The 14,830-nt window shown below is 67.1% G+C and carries 14 protein-coding genes; 12 read left to right on the top strand and 2 right to left on the bottom strand.

The annotated features are described in order from the left end of the window. Positions 1-29 precede the first annotated feature (29 nt). Entirely contained in the window at positions 30-1,010 is a 981-nt protein-coding gene (locus ACLD02_RS05475; protein ID WP_203102502.1) for a LysR family transcriptional regulator, read from the bottom strand. A 207-nt stretch (positions 1,011-1,217) separates the two neighbouring features. Between ACLD02_RS05475 and lnt the strand changes: the two genes are divergently transcribed. The 4 genes from lnt to ACLD02_RS05455 all read left to right on the top strand — a co-directional run bounded on the left by lnt (position 1,218) and on the right by ACLD02_RS05455 (position 5,848). After that, on the top strand, positions 1,218-2,705 hold the full coding sequence (gene lnt, locus ACLD02_RS05470; protein WP_203102504.1) for an apolipoprotein N-acyltransferase: 1,488 nt from the start codon (positions 1,218-1,220) through the stop codon (positions 2,703-2,705). Positions 2,706-2,862: 157 nt separating this feature from the next. After that, the gene (locus ACLD02_RS05465; protein ID WP_410298124.1) at positions 2,863-3,741 is read left to right on the top strand and encodes an MBL fold metallo-hydrolase; all 879 of its coding nucleotides are present in this window, start codon (positions 2,863-2,865) and stop codon (positions 3,739-3,741) included. A gap of 14 nt (positions 3,742-3,755) precedes the next feature. After that, positions 3,756-4,097, top strand: a complete 342-nt coding sequence (locus tag ACLD02_RS05460) for a TIGR01244 family sulfur transferase (protein ID WP_410298123.1) — start codon at positions 3,756-3,758, stop codon at positions 4,095-4,097. Further along, positions 4,094-5,848 (top strand): SulP family inorganic anion transporter, encoded by a 1,755-nt coding sequence (locus ACLD02_RS05455; protein WP_410298122.1) that lies wholly within the window; start codon positions 4,094-4,096, stop codon positions 5,846-5,848. The genes ACLD02_RS05460 and ACLD02_RS05455 overlap by 4 nt, the downstream gene beginning before the upstream one ends. Here ACLD02_RS05455 and ACLD02_RS05450 read toward each other — a convergent pair. After that, positions 5,845-6,465: a YdcF family protein gene (locus ACLD02_RS05450; RefSeq protein WP_410298121.1), complete on the bottom strand. Its 621-nt coding sequence runs from the start codon at positions 6,463-6,465 to the stop codon at positions 5,845-5,847. The two genes, ACLD02_RS05455 and ACLD02_RS05450, sit on opposite strands and share 4 nt — an antisense overlap. 92 nt (positions 6,466-6,557) lie before the next feature. On the opposite strand from ACLD02_RS05450, the gene leuS reads away from it, so the two are divergent. The 8 genes from leuS (at position 6,558) to rlmH (ending at position 14,821) form a co-directional block, all read left to right on the top strand. After that, positions 6,558-9,020, top strand: a complete 2,463-nt coding sequence (gene leuS, locus ACLD02_RS05445) for a leucine--tRNA ligase (protein WP_410298120.1) — start codon at positions 6,558-6,560, stop codon at positions 9,018-9,020. Between the two features lies 1 nt (position 9,021). Beyond that, positions 9,022-9,516 carry an LPS assembly lipoprotein LptE gene (gene lptE, locus ACLD02_RS05440; RefSeq protein WP_203102516.1) on the top strand — a complete coding sequence of 165 codons (495 nt, stop codon included), beginning with the start codon at positions 9,022-9,024 and terminating at the stop codon, positions 9,514-9,516. Positions 9,517-9,519: 3 nt separating this feature from the next. Further along, a complete protein-coding gene (gene holA, locus ACLD02_RS05435) occupies positions 9,520-10,521 on the top strand; it encodes a DNA polymerase III subunit delta (protein WP_203102524.1) in 1,002 nt (333 codons plus the stop codon). Positions 10,522-10,777: 256 nt separating this feature from the next. Then, complete coding sequence (locus ACLD02_RS05430; protein WP_410298119.1) at positions 10,778-11,629, top strand: class I SAM-dependent methyltransferase; 852 nt, start codon at positions 10,778-10,780, stop codon at positions 11,627-11,629. Between the two features lie 293 nt (positions 11,630-11,922). Continuing rightward, complete coding sequence (locus ACLD02_RS05425; protein WP_203102526.1) at positions 11,923-13,182, top strand: glutamate-5-semialdehyde dehydrogenase; 1,260 nt, start codon at positions 11,923-11,925, stop codon at positions 13,180-13,182. A gap of 85 nt (positions 13,183-13,267) precedes the next feature. After that, positions 13,268-13,969: a nicotinate-nucleotide adenylyltransferase gene (nadD, locus tag ACLD02_RS05420; protein WP_203102527.1), complete on the top strand. Its 702-nt coding sequence runs from the start codon at positions 13,268-13,270 to the stop codon at positions 13,967-13,969. Next, positions 13,966-14,325 (top strand): ribosome silencing factor, encoded by a 360-nt coding sequence (gene rsfS, locus ACLD02_RS05415; protein WP_203102531.1) that lies wholly within the window; start codon positions 13,966-13,968, stop codon positions 14,323-14,325. Before nadD ends, rsfS begins: the two co-directional genes overlap by 4 nt. Positions 14,326-14,350: 25 nt before the next feature. Then, the gene (gene rlmH / locus ACLD02_RS05410; RefSeq protein WP_203102534.1) at positions 14,351-14,821 is read left to right on the top strand and encodes a 23S rRNA (pseudouridine(1915)-N(3))-methyltransferase RlmH; all 471 of its coding nucleotides are present in this window, start codon (positions 14,351-14,353) and stop codon (positions 14,819-14,821) included. Positions 14,822-14,830 lie beyond the last annotated feature (9 nt).

Below are 14,830 nucleotides of genomic sequence, written 5' to 3'. Positions count from 1 at the left end.
GTACGGCGGCCATCCAGGAGAAAAAAATATTATTTCACGATATCTGGCATCACATTTTTTAATGCCAAAACCTGCTCGGGAGGCAGCACCACATCGGCCTTCCAATGCCCCGCTTCGGCGGCTTCGACCATCAACCGGATCATGCCGTCACGCACTCTCTCCGCCGGTCTCGACAAGGGCCGCTTGCGGGGCCAGGCCACGGTCATCAGCCTCTGAATCATGGGATTTGTAATGCGCCGCGCCTGCCGTGGGTAGGTACGGTTATCCATCAACGGCATGGGCAGGTTGGCAATGATGCAGGCCATGCCTTCGTCCACCACCGACGTCAGTGTTTTGGGACCGTTCTGTTCGAAACGCAGGTTCAGTTGCGCGCCGGCGGCCACCACATGCTCATCGATCACGCGACGCATATTGTGTGTGCGGTCGCCAAGAATCAGCGGCCGGGCCGCGGCTTCGGCCAGGTCGATATCACCGGTTTCCGGCCCGACCAGATTCGGCGCGCCAATCAAATAGAAGTACTCGCGCAGCACCGGTATGGACTCCACGTCGTCCAGCTCCGCGGCGTTGGGGCTGACGCCCAATTCCACCTTGCCGGTCTCCACCACATGGCCACTTTCGGAACTGAGCCCTTCAACGATGTGAAGGTTGATCTTGGGATAGTGCCGCTCCAGCCAGGCCAACAGGCCAGGCCCCAGGAAGGGGGTCACGGTGACCGGCAGAGCGATGATCACGTCACCGGCCGGTTCCGATTCCCGTGAAGTACGCAGATCGTTACGGGCGATTTCCATCTGGCGAAGGATCAAGCGGGCATGGTTGACCAGCCGCTGGCCATGTCGGGTGGAGGCCACGCCCCGGTTGGTACGCTCGAAAAGCTGAACCTCCAGTTCCTTTTCCAGGCCAATGATTTGCTGGCTAAGCGCCGGTTGCACGATATTCAGTCGCTGGGCGGCGGCGGAGAAGCTGCCTTCCTCGAAGACCGCCACCAGGGCGTGCAGTTGTTTCAGGTTCATGGGCGTCTCCCGACGGCACCGGGACGGGCCCGGCAAATCGTTTTTTGTAATGAAAGGGCTCCTTTTATCTATTTTTTCTATAGCAATAGCAAGCCGTCCATCGCTATCGTCCCGTGGCATGACACGCTTAATTTGCGTATAACGTGGCGTCACTAGCCTCGGGCCATCGCCCTCTTACCGAATCCAGCGCCGGGACCGCCGACACCCATGCTCAACCTGCTGCTCGCCCTGATCGCCGGGCTTCTGTTTCCTCTCGCCTTTGCTCCCTATGGTTTCTGGCCGCTGCTGTTCGTCAGCCTGGCGCTGGCCTACTGGTGCCAGAGCCGGGCGCCGACGCCGCGCCGCGCGCTGCTTACCGGCTGGGTCTATGGCCTGGGGTTGTTTGGTTTTGGCATCAGTTGGCTGCATGTGTCGATGACCGACTACGGCTTCATGCCGTTGTGGATGGCGATTCCCTTCACCGGCGCCTTCGCCGCCCTGATGGCCCTGTTCCAGGGAGTCACCTTCTGGCTGACCCGGCGGTTGGGGGGCGGCGCCCTGATGTTCGCCGGCGCCTGGCTGCTGCTGGACTGGGTGCGCGGCTGGTTGCTCACCGGCTTCCCGTGGCTGTACAGCGGCTATGCGCTGGTCGATACGCCGCTGGCCGGGCTGGCGCCGCTGGGGGGCATCTGGGCGGTAACCCTGGCGGCGGTGGTGCTGTCCGCCACGGCGGTGGCGCTGATCGAGCAACGCGGGCGCGCGCTCGGCCCGCTGGCGGCGTCGGTGTTGGCGGTCGTGGCGGCCATTATTGGCGGCCAGTTGGAGTTCACCCGACCGTCCGGCGAGCGCCAGCCGGTGGCCCTGGTGCAGGGCAACATTCCCCAGGATCTGAAATGGCTGGCGACCATGCGCGGGGAAACCCGGGACATCTATGCCGGGCTGACCGACGGCCTGCCCGAGGGCACCCTGGTGATCTGGCCGGAGTCGGCGATGATCGAGTTCTATCAGGACATCAAGGGATTCGTCGACAGTGAGGGCGAAGCGGTGGCGGACAAGGGCGGCGCTCTGATCACCGGCCTGCCCTGGCGGGATGAGTCGCGCTCGCCGGTGACCTACCACAACAGCATCGCCGTGGTGGGCACCCACCACGACAACGGCGTCTATCACAAACAGAAGCTGGTGCCGTTCGGCGAGTACGTCCCCATGCAGGATCTGCTGCGCGGGCTGATCCCGTTCTTCGATCTGGCCATGTCCAGCTTTACCCCGGGCCGGGCCAGCCAGCCCAACCTGCACGCCCTGGGCCAGGAAGTCGCGCCTTTTATCTGCTATGAGATTCTGTACCCGGATCTGGTGGCGGCACGCAGCGCCGGCGCCGACGTGCTGCTGACCATTAGCAACGATGCCTGGTTCGGCACTTCCGCGGGCCCTCATCAACACTTTCAGATGACCCGCCTGCGCGCCCTGGAAACCGGGCGCTGGCTGCTACGCGGCACCAACAATGGCATTACCGCCGTGGTCGATCCCCAGGGACGGGTGGTGGAACGCCTGCCCCAGTTCGAGCGCGATGTGCTGCTCGCCGATTATCAGCCGCGCCAAGGCAACACGCCCTTCATGGTAGCCGGGGCCTGGCCTTCCCTGCTGCTGGCCCTGGCCTTCGTGGTGCTGGGCCGGGGCCGGCGGGCACGCTCCCTGCTGGATACCTTGCCACGACCGTGACCGCGCTCATAACCGGCGGCTTATAACCAGCCCGGGGCCTATATATTATTTAGCTATATGCTTATAACTTAATTTGACTTCCCGCCGGCGGAGCTCTATAAACAGAGTCCGGCCGGCGCCATCCGGGCGCGGCCGCGACCACCCCTGGAGGCCCGTCATGAGCACACAAGCGTCCCGCCCACAGGTCGAAAGTTTCTTCGACACCGACACCAATACGGTGAGCTATGTGGTGATCGATCCGGAAACCCACCATTGCGCCATCGTCGACTCGGTGCTCGACTACGACCCCCATTCCGGTCGCACCAGCCACGAAGGCGCCCAGCGCCTGGTGGATTTCGTGCGCGCCCGGGAGCTGACCGTGGAATGGTTGCTGGAAACCCATGTGCACGCCGACCACCTGTCCGCGGCGCCCTGGATCCAGGAACAGGTGGGCGGCAAGCTGGCCATCGGCGACCAGATCCGCACCGTGCAGGACACCTTCGGCAAGGTATTCAACGCGGATTCCGACTTCCAGCGCGACGGCAGCCAGTTCGACCATTTGTTCCACGACGGTGACGAATACCGGCTCGGCAACCTGACCTGCCGCGCCCTGCACACGCCCGGTCATACCCCGGCCTGCATGAGCCATCTGATCGGCGATGCCGTGTTCGTCGGCGACACCCTGTTCATGCCGGACTACGGCACCGCCCGCTGCGACTTCCCCGGCGGCGACGCCCGCACCCTGTATCGCTCGATCCAGAAACTGCTGGCACTGCCCGACGACACCCGCATGTTTCTGTGCCACGACTACCTGCCCGATGGCCGCCAGGAATTTCACTGGCAGACCACCGTGGGCGAACAGCGCCGCCACAACATCCATGTGCATGAAGGCGTCAGCGAGGCGGAGTTCGTGGCCATGCGCGAAAAACGGGACGCCACCCTGGGCATGCCGCGCCTTATTCTTCCCTCGGTGCAGGTCAACATGCGCGCCGGCCATCTGCCGCCGGCGGAAAGCAACGGCACCCGTTACCTGAAAATCCCTCTTAACGTACTCTGACTCCGGGAGCCTCAATGGCCGATTACACCCAACTCACCCCTGATCTGGCGGTGGCACCGCAGTTGCGCCCCGAGGACCTGGCGGACCTGGCCCGGGCCGGGTTCCGGGCGGTCATCAACAACCGTCCGGACGGCGAAGCCGAGGACCAGCCGGACCACCTCACCATGGAACGGGCGGCCCGGGAAGCCGGCCTGACTTATCACTACCAGCCGGTGGTGGCCAGCGAGATCGACGACCAGGACGCGCGCCGCTTCGCCGAGCTGGTGGACCGGCAGCCAGGCCCGGTGCTGGCCTTCTGCCGCACCGGCAACCGCTGCGGCAAACTGTGGGAACGGGCCCGGCAGTTGCGCGAATGAGCCTGACCCGATGGCTGCCCGCCGCCGTCTGGCTGCGGGGCTATGGCCGCGAGGACGCCGCCGCCGACGGCATGGCGGCACTGATCGTCACCATCATGCTGATCCCCCAGAGCCTGGCCTACGCTCTGCTTGCCGGGGTGCCACCCCAGGTGGGGCTGTACGCCAGCATCCTGCCGCTGGTGGCTTACGCCCTGTTCGGCTCCAGCCGCACCCTGGCGGTGGGCCCGGTGGCGGTGGTGTCGCTGATGACCGCGGCGGCGGCGGGTCAGGTGGCCGGCGGCGACGCCGACCTGTACCTGACCGCCACCGTGATACTGGCGCTGCTGTCCGGTGTCATGCTGGTGGTCATGGGCCTGCTGCGCCTGGGCTGGGTGGCCAACCTGCTCAGTCATTCGGTGATCAGCGGGTTCATCACCGCCTCCGGCATTCTGATCGCCGCCAGCCAGCTCAAACACCTGCTCGGCATTCCCCTGCACGGCGACACCCTGTGGCAACTGGCGGCCTCCGCCGCCGGACATTTCCAGGCGTTCAACCCGGCTACCGCCCTGGTGGGCGGCGCCGCCGTACTGTTCCTGATGTGGGCGCGCGGGCCGCTCAAACGCCTGCTGGCGCGCACCGCCCTGCCCACCTGGCTGGCGGAGCTGCTGGCCAAGGCCGGCCCGGTGGTGGCGGTGATCGGCACCGCCCTGGCGGCGGGCCCGGGCGGGCTGGCGAACCAGGGCGTGGCGATCGTCGGCGAGGTCCCCGGCGGCCTGCCGGCACCGACCCTGCCGGCGTTCGACGCCGGCCTGATCGGCCAGCTGTGGCTGCCGGCCCTGCTGATCAGCCTGATCGGCTTCGTGGAATCGGTGTCCGTGGCCCAGACCCTGGCCGCCAAGCGCCGCCAGCGCATCGACTCCAACGCCGAGCTGATCGGCCTGGGCGCCGCCAACCTGGCCTCCGGGGTCAGCGGCGGCATCCCGGTCACCGGCGGTTTCTCCCGCTCGGTGGTCAATTTCGACGCCGGCGCCCGCACCCCCCTGGCCGGGGTGTTCACCGCCGGCGGCATCGCCCTGACCGCCCTGTTTTTCACCCCCTGGTTCCATTACCTGCCCAAGGCCACCCTGGCGGCCACCATCATCGTGGCGGTGCTCACCCTGGTGGACCTGCCAGCCCTGGTACGGGCCTGGCGCTACTCGAAGGCGGATTTCGCCGCCATGCTGATCACCCTGGTCGGGGTGCTGGCGGCGGGGGTGGAAACCGGCGTCATCGCCGGCGTGGCGGCGGCCCTGGGGCTGCACCTGTGGCGCACCAGCCAGCCGCACATGGCGGAGCTGGGGCAAATGCCGGGCACCGAGCATTTCCGCAATGTACGCCGGCACCGGGTGGTCACCTCACCCCGGGTGCTGTCGATCCGGGTGGATGAATCGCTCTACTTCGCCAATGCCCGGCGCACCGAGGACGCCATCTACGACGCGGCGCTCAACCGCGCCGGCCAGCGCCACGTGGTGTTGTTGTGCTCGGCGATCAACCACATCGACGCCAGCGCCCTGGACAGCCTGGAAACCCTCAACCGGCGCCTGGCGGACGCCGGCCTCACCCTGCATTTGTCCGAGGTGAAGGGGCCGGTGATGGATCAGTTGCAGCGCAGCGATTTCCTTGCGCGGCTAACGGGGAAGGTGTTTCTCAGTCATTACCAGGCGCTGGAGACGCTGGACCCGGAAACCACGCGCGTCGCTGGCGCGATGCGGCCTTTGCCCGCCAGCCCCTAAAAATAACGCAACCGGTACCAGATCAGCGCCGCCCACTCCCGCCAGATCACCGGCACCTCCGCCAGCGCCCCGGCGGAGGGCAGCCAGGCGGCCTCGGGCAGGGTATCCACCGGCGCCGGTATCGCCTTCAGCCCCTGGCGGCGGAAACTGAGCAGGGCCCGGGGCTGGTGCACCCGGTCGGTGACCAGCAACACCGTGTCGATGCCCCGCCGGCGCAGTTGCGCGGCGCTGTTCACCGCGTTCTCCCAGGTGCTGCGGCTGCCCGGCTCGATCTCGATGCGGGCCCCCGGCCACAGCCGCCGGGCCTCCACCGCCATCAGCCCGGCCTCGGAATCGTCCGGGTCGCGGGGCGCGTGGTCCTCGGCGCCGCCACTGAGCAGCAGCGGCAAATCCCGCCGCCGGGCTTCCTCCACGCCCCGATGCAGGCGCCGCAGGCCGGTGGCGGTGAGCCGGTAACCATTGCCATGGCGTTGCCGGCCGGCGCCCAGCACCACCACCACGGCGGGCGCGCCGTGCGCCAGCGGCGCCGGCGCCGGCGCCGGAGGGTAGAACTGGCGCACCACCGCCGGCAGGGTGGCCGCCACCAGCACCACCCCGGCCACCGCCGTGATCAACATGCCGCGCATCCGCTGTCTGCCCGCCGTTCGCTCATGTATCCTATGGGGCTTTCCTCACCCGACTCATTCCTCACCCGACTCATAGAGAACCGATGGACGCACAGTATCAGCCCAAGAAGGTAGAAGATGAAGCCCGGAAGCACTGGGAAGAATCCGGCAGCTTCAAGGCCACCGAGCAGCCCGGCAAGGAGAAATTCTATTGCCTGAGCATGTTCCCCTACCCCTCCGGCCGGCTGCATATGGGCCATGTGCGTAACTACACCATCGGCGACGTGATCAGCCGCTACCAGCGCATGCTCGGCAAGAACGTGCTGCAGCCCATGGGCTGGGACGCCTTCGGCCTGCCGGCGGAAAACGCGGCGGTGAAGAACAAGAGCGCCCCGGCCTACTGGACCTACGAAAACATCAAGTACATGAAGGGCCAGCTCAAACAGCTGGGCTTCGGCTACGACTGGAGCCGCGAGCTGGCCACCTGCACCCCGGAGTATTACCGCTGGGAGCAGTGGTTCTTCACCAAGCTGTACGAGAAGGGCCTGGTCTACAAGAAGATGTCCACGGTGAACTGGGACCCGGTGGACCAGACCGTGCTGGCCAACGAACAGGTCATCGACGGGCGCGGCTGGCGTTCCGGCGCCCTGGTGGAGCGCAAGGACATCCCGCAGTGGTTCGTCAGGATCACCGCCTACGCGGATGAACTGCTGGAAGACCTGGATCAGTTGGACGGCTGGCCGGAACAGGTCAAGACCATGCAGCGCAACTGGATCGGCCGCTCCGAGGGCGTGCAGCTGGACTTTGCATTAAAGGACGCCCTGAAAGACGGCGACCAGGCGCTGAGCGTCTACACCACCCGCCCGGACACCCTGATGGGGGTCAGCTATGTGGCGGTGGCCGCCCAGCACCCGGTGGCCCAACAGGCCGCCGGGGACAACCCCGGGATCGCCGCCTTTATCGAGGAATGCACCCACACCAAGGTGGCCGAGGCGGATCTCGCCACCATGGAGAAGAAAGGTGTGTTCACCGGCCGCTACGCGATCCATCCGATCAGCGGCGAGGAAGTGCCGGTATGGATCGCCAACTTCGTGCTGATGGACTACGGCTCCGGCGCGGTGATGGCGGTGCCCGCCCACGACCAGCGCGATTTCGAGTTCGCGCAAAAATACGATCTGCCGATCAAGCAGGTGATCGAGCCCGCCGGGGACGAGACCATTGATCTGACCAACGAGGCGTTCACCGCCAAGGGCAAACTGGTCAACAGCGGCGAATTCGACGGGCTCACCTCCGACCAGGCGTTTGACGCCATCGCCGCCTGGCTGGCGGAGCGCGGCCTGGGCGAGAAGAAGGTGAACTATCGTCTGCGCGACTGGGGCGTTTCCCGCCAGCGCTACTGGGGCGCGCCGATCCCCATGCTGACCCTGGAGGATGGCACCCAGGTGCCGGTGCCCGAGGACCAGCTGCCGGTGGTGCTGCCCGAGGACGTGCAAATGGACGGCGTCACCTCGCCGATCAAGGCGGACCCGGAATGGGCGAAGACCGAGTACAACGGCCAGCCCGCCCTGCGCGAAACCGACACCTTCGATACCTTCATGGAATCAAGCTGGTACGCGGCCCGCTTTACCTGCCCGGACGACGATACCGCCATGCTCGACCCGGAGCGCGCCAACTACTGGCTGCCGGTGGACCAGTACGTGGGCGGCATCGAACACGCCATCCTGCACCTGCTGTATTCCCGTTTCTTCCACAAGCTGTTGCGCGACGCCGGCCTGGTGGACTCCGACGAGCCATTCAAGCGCCTGCTGTGCCAGGGCATGGTGCTCAAGGACGGCGCCAAGATGTCCAAGTCCAAGGGCAATACCGTGGACCCGCAGGCGATGATCGAGGAATTCGGCGCCGACACCGTGCGCCTGTTCATGATGTTCGCGGCGCCACCGGAACAATCCCTGGAATGGAACGACGCCGGCGTGGAAGGCGCCCACCGCTTCCTCAAGCGCCTTTGGCGGTTGGTCGCCGAGCATGTGGAAGCCGGCACCGCTCCGGCGCTGGAACCGGGCGCCCTGGACGATGCCGGCAAGACCCTGCGCCGCAAGACCCATGAAACCATTCAGAAGGTCAGCGACGATCTGAGCCGCCGCTACACCTTCAACACCGCCATCGCGGCGGTGATGGAACTGTGCAACGAAATCAGCCGCTTCGAGCCCGCCGACGACGGCGGTCGGGCGGCGCTCCAGGAAGCCCTGGAAGCGGCGGTGCTGCTGCTTTCGCCGATCGTCCCCCATGCCGCCCACGCCCTGTGGGCCGAGCTGGGCCACGATCAGCCGGCGGTGGACGCGCCCTGGCCGGAGGTGGACGAAAGCGCCCTGGTCAAGGACACCATCGAGCTGGTGGTGCAGGTCAACGGCAAGGTGCGCGCCAAGCTGGACGTACCCGCCGACGCCGACAAGGGCACCCTGGAACAACTGGCCCGGGAAGAACCCAATGTGCAGCGCTTCACCGAAGGCAAGACGGTGCGCAAGGTAATCGTGATTCCCGGCAAACTCGTCAACATCGTGGCCAACTGACATGACGCTTCGCTCCGCGCTTCCCGTTCTGCTCGCCGCTGTGCTGCTGAGCGCCTGTTCCGGCTGGCAACTGCGCGGCCAGACCTCGGTGCCCAACCTGGAAAGCGTCACCGTGAACGGCGCCAGCGCGCGGCTGCGCTACACCCTGGAGGATCAGTTGGAACCCGCCGGCGTGCTGGTACACGGCGAGGCGCCCTACGTGATCAAAATCCTCGATGAGCGCTGGGATCGCCGCACCGCCGCCGTGGACGACCGGGGCCGCGCCGCCGAGCGCGAGCTGCGCTACGAGATCACCTGGCAGCTGATCGACCGCGACACCGGCGCCATGCTCAATCCGCCGCGCCGCATCGCCGCCATCCGCAGCTTCGCCTATTCTCCGGACAACGTCACCGCCACCTCCGACGAGGAGGACCTGGTGCGCACCGACCTGTTCGAGGACATCAGCTACCGGCTGATCAACCAGCTCGCCAACGCCTCCCGCAAGATCGAGCACTGATCCATGCGTCTGCGCATCGACCAACTGGCCAAGCATCTTCAAGGCGACCTGCTGCCGGTCTATCTGATCGCCGGCGACGAACCCTTGCAGCAGGACGAGGCCATGGACGCGGTGCGCGCCGCCGCCCGCGAACAGGGCTTCGACGAACGTCAGCGCTTCAGCGCCGACACCGGCATCGACTGGAACGCCCTGATCAACGAAGCACAAAGCATGAGCCTGTTCGGCGGGCGCCGCATTCTCGAGCTGGTACTCGGCGAGAAACGGCCGGACAAGACCGGCAGTCAGATCATCCGCGACCTGCTGGCGCAGCCCTCCCCGGACACCCTGCTGCTGATCCGCTGCTCGCGACTGGACCGCCGCAAGGACTGGAACAGCGCCTGGGTGAAGGCCCTGGAGAAAGTCGGCGCGGTACTGGAAATCTGGCCGGTGGAAGGCAAGCAGTTGCAGCACTGGCTGCGTGACCGCCTGGCCGGTCGCGGCCTGAGCATCGACGACGATGCCCTGGCGCTGCTGATCGAACGCAGCGAGGGCAACCTGCTGGCCGCCGCCCAGGAAGTGGACAAACTCGCCCTGCTCGCCGAGGACGGCCGGGTGGCGGTGGACACCGTGCAACAGGCGGTGGGCGACTCCAGCCGCTATACCCCCTTCGACCTCACCGACGCCACCGGCCAAGGCGACGCCCGCCGCGCCCTGCGCATTCTGCGCACCCTGCGCGCCGAGGGCGTGGAAGCACCGGTGATCCTGTGGGCCCTGGGCCGCGACATCCGCGCCCTGGACGCCCTCGCCACCGGCGGCCAGCCGCCGCGCATGCCGCCCCAGCGCCTGCGCGCCCTGGAAGCCCGCGCCCGCCAGTTGCCACCGCGCCAGCTGCACCGCGCCCAGGCCCTGGCGATCCGCGCCGACCAGGCCATCAAGGGCATGGGCCCCGGCGACCCCTGGCAATTCCTGGCCGGCCTGATCCTGCGCCTGTGCGGCCAGCCGCTGCCCGCCATCCTGGAAAAGTAACCCACATCCGGCCACGGAACCGTTAGCCGCTGAGGGGGATCCCCTTCCCTTGCAGGAACGACTGTAGGAGCGACTTCAGTCGCGATCAAAGGCTGAAGTCGCTCCTACACCGTTCCATGCAGCCGCGCGGGACGCGGCCCTGATGGAGGGTCCACCCCATGCCGGCGGAGAAGCAAGGGGCGCGGCTTATTGGCCCGCGCGGAGCCGGGGGCTTTGCTAGGGTGCCGGAATGTTCATTGCCGCGCAGGGAGCCCTCATGCCGCAACGTCTGGATACCTCCTCGATCAGCTTCACCGCCCTCTACACCGGTCAGGTGTGGGTGCGCCACGGCCTCTCCGAACCGGGCTTCCACACGCCGGCGGGAGCGTTGCTGTATGGCGCCCTGACGCCGTTCGAAGCGGTGGGCAAACGGCTGCTGGGCGGCAATATCCGCACCTTCCTGCTGCAGCGCCATCACCTCATCGATGCGCGGCTGGAGGCCCTGATCGAAGCCCACCCGGACCTGCAGATCCTGGAGATCGCCTGCGGGCTGAGCCCTCGCGGCAAGCGCCTGCGCGCGCGCCATCCGGGCATCGACTACGTGGAGGCGGATCTGCCCGACATGGCGCGCCGCAAACGCCGCCTGCTGGCCCGCCACGGCGTGCTCGGCGAGCGGCACCGGGTGGAGACGGTGAATATTCTGGTGGAGGAAGGCGACGACAGCGTCAGCGCCCTGCTTGGCCGCCTGGACCCGGCCAGGCCGGTGGCGGTCATCACCGAAGGGCTGATCAACTACTTCGATCTGGCCACCATCAGCCCGTTCTGGGCGCGGCTCGCCGAGGGCCTGAAGGCGTTTCCGCGCGGCGTCTACCTGACCGACAACTACCCGCTGTACGCCAACATGCGCTTCCACCGCACGCTGAAGACCCTGGGCGGGATGCTGGGCGCCCTGTCGCGCAGCAATGTGGCTTTCCATTTCGACTCCGACCGGGCCACCGGGGCGCACTTTCGCGAGCAGGGCTTCGCCACGCTGACCGTGCACGATCCGGCGGATTACTACGGCACCCTGCCGATCCCGCGCACCCGGGGCACGCCCATGGTGCGGATTCTGGAGGCGGAGGCGGCCTGATCCCCGACGCCAGTTTCTTCGGGCCATCGCGGTTGAGCGGGAATTTTCCCTCCAGCCGGGGCGCGACGCCCTTCCGGGACCCTTTTTGGCAGGGATGCCAAAAACGGGAGCGCCCGGGGACGGCTTGAGCGATCCCGGAAGGCACCCACGCAGATCCGCGTCCCGGCTAAAGGCGTCTCGCATCGACTTCACGCTAAAACGCGATGAACGTTTTTCCCGCGCGCCAGGGCTGTTTCGCGGCCCGCCCGGAACCCCGTATAATGCGCCTTTTCGTTTCCCAACAGGCGTTTCACATGGATATCCAGCAGTACATGGCCGACGTGGGCCGGCAGGCCCGCGCCGCTTCCCGGGCCATGGCCCGGGCCACCACCGGTGAGAAAAACGCCGCGTTGGGCGCCATCGCCGGCGCCCTGCGCGCCCACCGCAGCGCCATTCTCGACGCCAATCAGCGCGATCTGGAGCGCGGTCGGGACAATGGCCTGGAGCCGGCGCTGCTGGATCGTCTGGAACTGACCCCGGCGCGCTTCGACGGCATGGTGGAAGGCCTGGAGCAGGTCATCGCCCTGGCCGACCCGGTGGGCGCCATCACCGATCTCAGCTACCGCCCCAGCGGCATCCAGGTGGGCAAGATGCGCGTGCCCCTGGGCGTGATCGGCATCATCTATGAATCCCGCCCCAACGTGACCATCGACGCCGCCGCCCTGTGCCTGAAATCCGGCAACGCGGCCATTCTGCGTGGCGGTTCCGAAGCCATCGACTCCAATCAGGCGATCGCCGAGTGTCTGCGTGCCGGCCTGCGTGAAGCCGGCCTGCCCGATACCGCCGTACAGGTGATCGAGACCACCGATCGGGCCGCCGTGGGCGAGTTGATCAGCCATCCCGAGTTCGTGGACGTGATCGTGCCCCGTGGCGGCAAGGGCCTGATCGAGCGCATCAGCAAGGATGCCCGCGTGCCGGTGATCAAGCACCTGGACGGCAACTGCCATGTCTACATCGACGCGGACGCCGATCCGGCCAAGGCGGTGAAAGTGGCCTACAACGCCAAGACTCAGCGCTACGGCACCTGCAACACCCTGGAAACGCTGCTGGTGCACGCCGGCATCGCCGAACGGGTACTGCCGGAGCTGGCCGATCACTACCGCCAGGCCGGTGTCGAACTGCGTGGCTGCGAACGCACCCGCAAGCTGCTCGGCGATGAGGTGGCCGAAGCCTCCGAGAGCGACTGGGAAGAGGAATACCTGGCACCGCTGCTGGCGATCAAGGTGGTGGACGACCTGGACCAGGCCATGGATCACATCCATCGCTACAGCTCCGGGCATACCGAATCCATCATCACCGAGAACTACAGCCGCGCCCGCCGCTTCCTGGCGGAGGTGGACTCCAGTTCAGTGATGGTGAACGCCTCCACCCGCTTCGCCGACGGCTTCGAATACGGGCTGGGCGCGGAAATCGGCATCTCCACCGACAAACTGCACGCGCGCGGCCCGGTGGGCCTGGAAGGCCTGACCAGCCAGAAATGGGTGGTGTTCGGCGATGGCCATGTGCGGCAATAGCGGGAGCCTGCTCTGAACGATCGAGCCTTGCCAACACGCCGGACGACGGACGCCGGACGTTGGACGCTGAAAACCGGGAGGCCCGGTGCTTAGCGTCCAACGTCCGGCGTCCAGCGTCCAGCCCCTCATTCTGTTCGGCGGCACCTTCGACCCGATCCACCGTGCCCACGTGCGCGCCGCCCTGGCGGTGTCGCGGGCGCTGGGGGACGCCCCGGTGCATCTGTTGCCCAACGCGGTGCCGCCGCACCGGCCCCAGCCCCGCGCCGACGGCGCCCAGCGCCTGGCCATGGTGCGTCACGCCTGCACCGGCTATCCGCGCCTGGTCGCCGACGACTGGGAGCTGCGCCACCCCGACGGCAGGCCGTCGTTCACCCTGGCCACTCTCAAGCACTTCCGTCGCCTGATCGGCCACCGGCCGCTGGTGTTCGTGGTCGGCGCGGACAGCTTCGCCAACCTGGACCAATGGCACCGTTGGCGGGAATACGCCGCCCTTTGCCACCTGGCCGTGGTACCCCGCCCCGGCGCCGCCAAGGCGCCGCTCAGGGTTCAACGGGCCTTCCCCGCCGCCGGCGCCGCCTTGCTGCGCCGGCGACCGGCGGGCCGCCGCCTGATGCTGGAACGCCCGGTACTGGACGTGGCCGCCACCGACATCCGCCGCGCGCTGCGCGCCGGCGGCCCCTGCCCGCAACTGCCGGCGGCGGTGCTCGCCCATATCCGCCGCCATGGGCTGTATAATGCGTCGGCCAACACCGACAATTCCGTGCACGCACACAACGAGGCCCCATGAGTTCTCAACCCCCTCTGCTGGATCTGGTGCTCGACGCACTGGAGGAACTGAAAGCCAAGAACATCGCCAGCCTGGACGTGCGCGCCCTGACCAGCGTGGCCGACGACATGGTGATCGCCAGCGGCACCTCCAGCCGCCACGTCAAGGCACTGGCCGACAACGTCATGGAGAAAGCCAAGGACGCCGGCTACCGCCCCCTGGGCACCGAAGGTGAACGCGGCGCCGAGTGGATTCTGGTGGATCTGGGCGATGTGATCGTCCATCTGATGCTGCCCGCCACCCGCGAGTTCTACGATCTGGAGCGGCTCTGGCGCACCCCCGATCATCATCCGGACCGCGACCAGCGCGACCACTGACCGCGGCGTCGCCGGGAGCCACGCCTTGCGGATACACCTTCTCGCCATCGGCACCAAAATGCCTGCCTGGGTGGAACAGGGCTTCCAGGAATACCGGAAGCGGCTGCCGCCGGACATGCGCCTGGAACTTGAGGCGATTCCGTTGCCTAAACGTTCCAGGGGCGACACCGCCGCCCTGGTGCGCGCCGAAGGCGAAGCCATGGAAAAGCGCCTGGAAAAGTACCCCGGCGCCCACCGGGTGGCCCTGGAGGTCACCGGCCGCGTGCTGGGCACACCGCAATTGAGCGAAAAACTGGGCACCCTCAAGGATCTCGGCCAGGACCTGGTGATCCTGGTGGGCGGCCCGGACGGGCTCTGCCCGCGAGTCTCCGCCGCCGCCCACGAACGCTGGTCGCTGTCGGCGCTGACCCTGCCGCACCCGCTGGTGCGGGTGTTGCTCGCCGAACAGCTTTATCGCGGCTGGACTCTGTTGACCGGCCACCCTTACCACCGCTGATACCATGGA

Source organism: Alloalcanivorax sp. C16-2, assembly GCF_046507615.1.
GTDB lineage: Bacteria > Pseudomonadota > Gammaproteobacteria > Pseudomonadales > Alcanivoracaceae > Alloalcanivorax > Alloalcanivorax marinus_A.
Note: the sequence above shows the minus strand (reverse complement) of the source record. Positions and strands in the feature narration are given on the sequence as shown.

Coding starts and splice junctions, on each gene's coding strand:
- ACLD02_RS05475 (WP_203102502.1), bottom strand. CDS start 1,010: ATGAACCTGAAACAACTGCACGCCCTGGTGGCGGTCTTCGAGGAAGGC.
- lnt (WP_203102504.1), top strand. CDS start 1,218: ATGCTCAACCTGCTGCTCGCCCTGATCGCCGGGCTTCTGTTTCCTCTC.
- ACLD02_RS05465 (WP_410298124.1), top strand. CDS start 2,863: ATGAGCACACAAGCGTCCCGCCCACAGGTCGAAAGTTTCTTCGACACC.
- ACLD02_RS05460 (WP_410298123.1), top strand. CDS start 3,756: ATGGCCGATTACACCCAACTCACCCCTGATCTGGCGGTGGCACCGCAG.
- ACLD02_RS05455 (WP_410298122.1), top strand. CDS start 4,094: ATGAGCCTGACCCGATGGCTGCCCGCCGCCGTCTGGCTGCGGGGCTAT.
- ACLD02_RS05450 (WP_410298121.1), bottom strand. CDS start 6,465: ATGTTGATCACGGCGGTGGCCGGGGTGGTGCTGGTGGCGGCCACCCTG.
- leuS (WP_410298120.1), top strand. CDS start 6,558: ATGGACGCACAGTATCAGCCCAAGAAGGTAGAAGATGAAGCCCGGAAG.
- lptE (WP_203102516.1), top strand. CDS start 9,022: ATGACGCTTCGCTCCGCGCTTCCCGTTCTGCTCGCCGCTGTGCTGCTG.
- holA (WP_203102524.1), top strand. CDS start 9,520: ATGCGTCTGCGCATCGACCAACTGGCCAAGCATCTTCAAGGCGACCTG.
- ACLD02_RS05430 (WP_410298119.1), top strand. CDS start 10,778: ATGCCGCAACGTCTGGATACCTCCTCGATCAGCTTCACCGCCCTCTAC.
- ACLD02_RS05425 (WP_203102526.1), top strand. CDS start 11,923: ATGGATATCCAGCAGTACATGGCCGACGTGGGCCGGCAGGCCCGCGCC.
- rsfS (WP_203102531.1), top strand. CDS start 13,966: ATGAGTTCTCAACCCCCTCTGCTGGATCTGGTGCTCGACGCACTGGAG.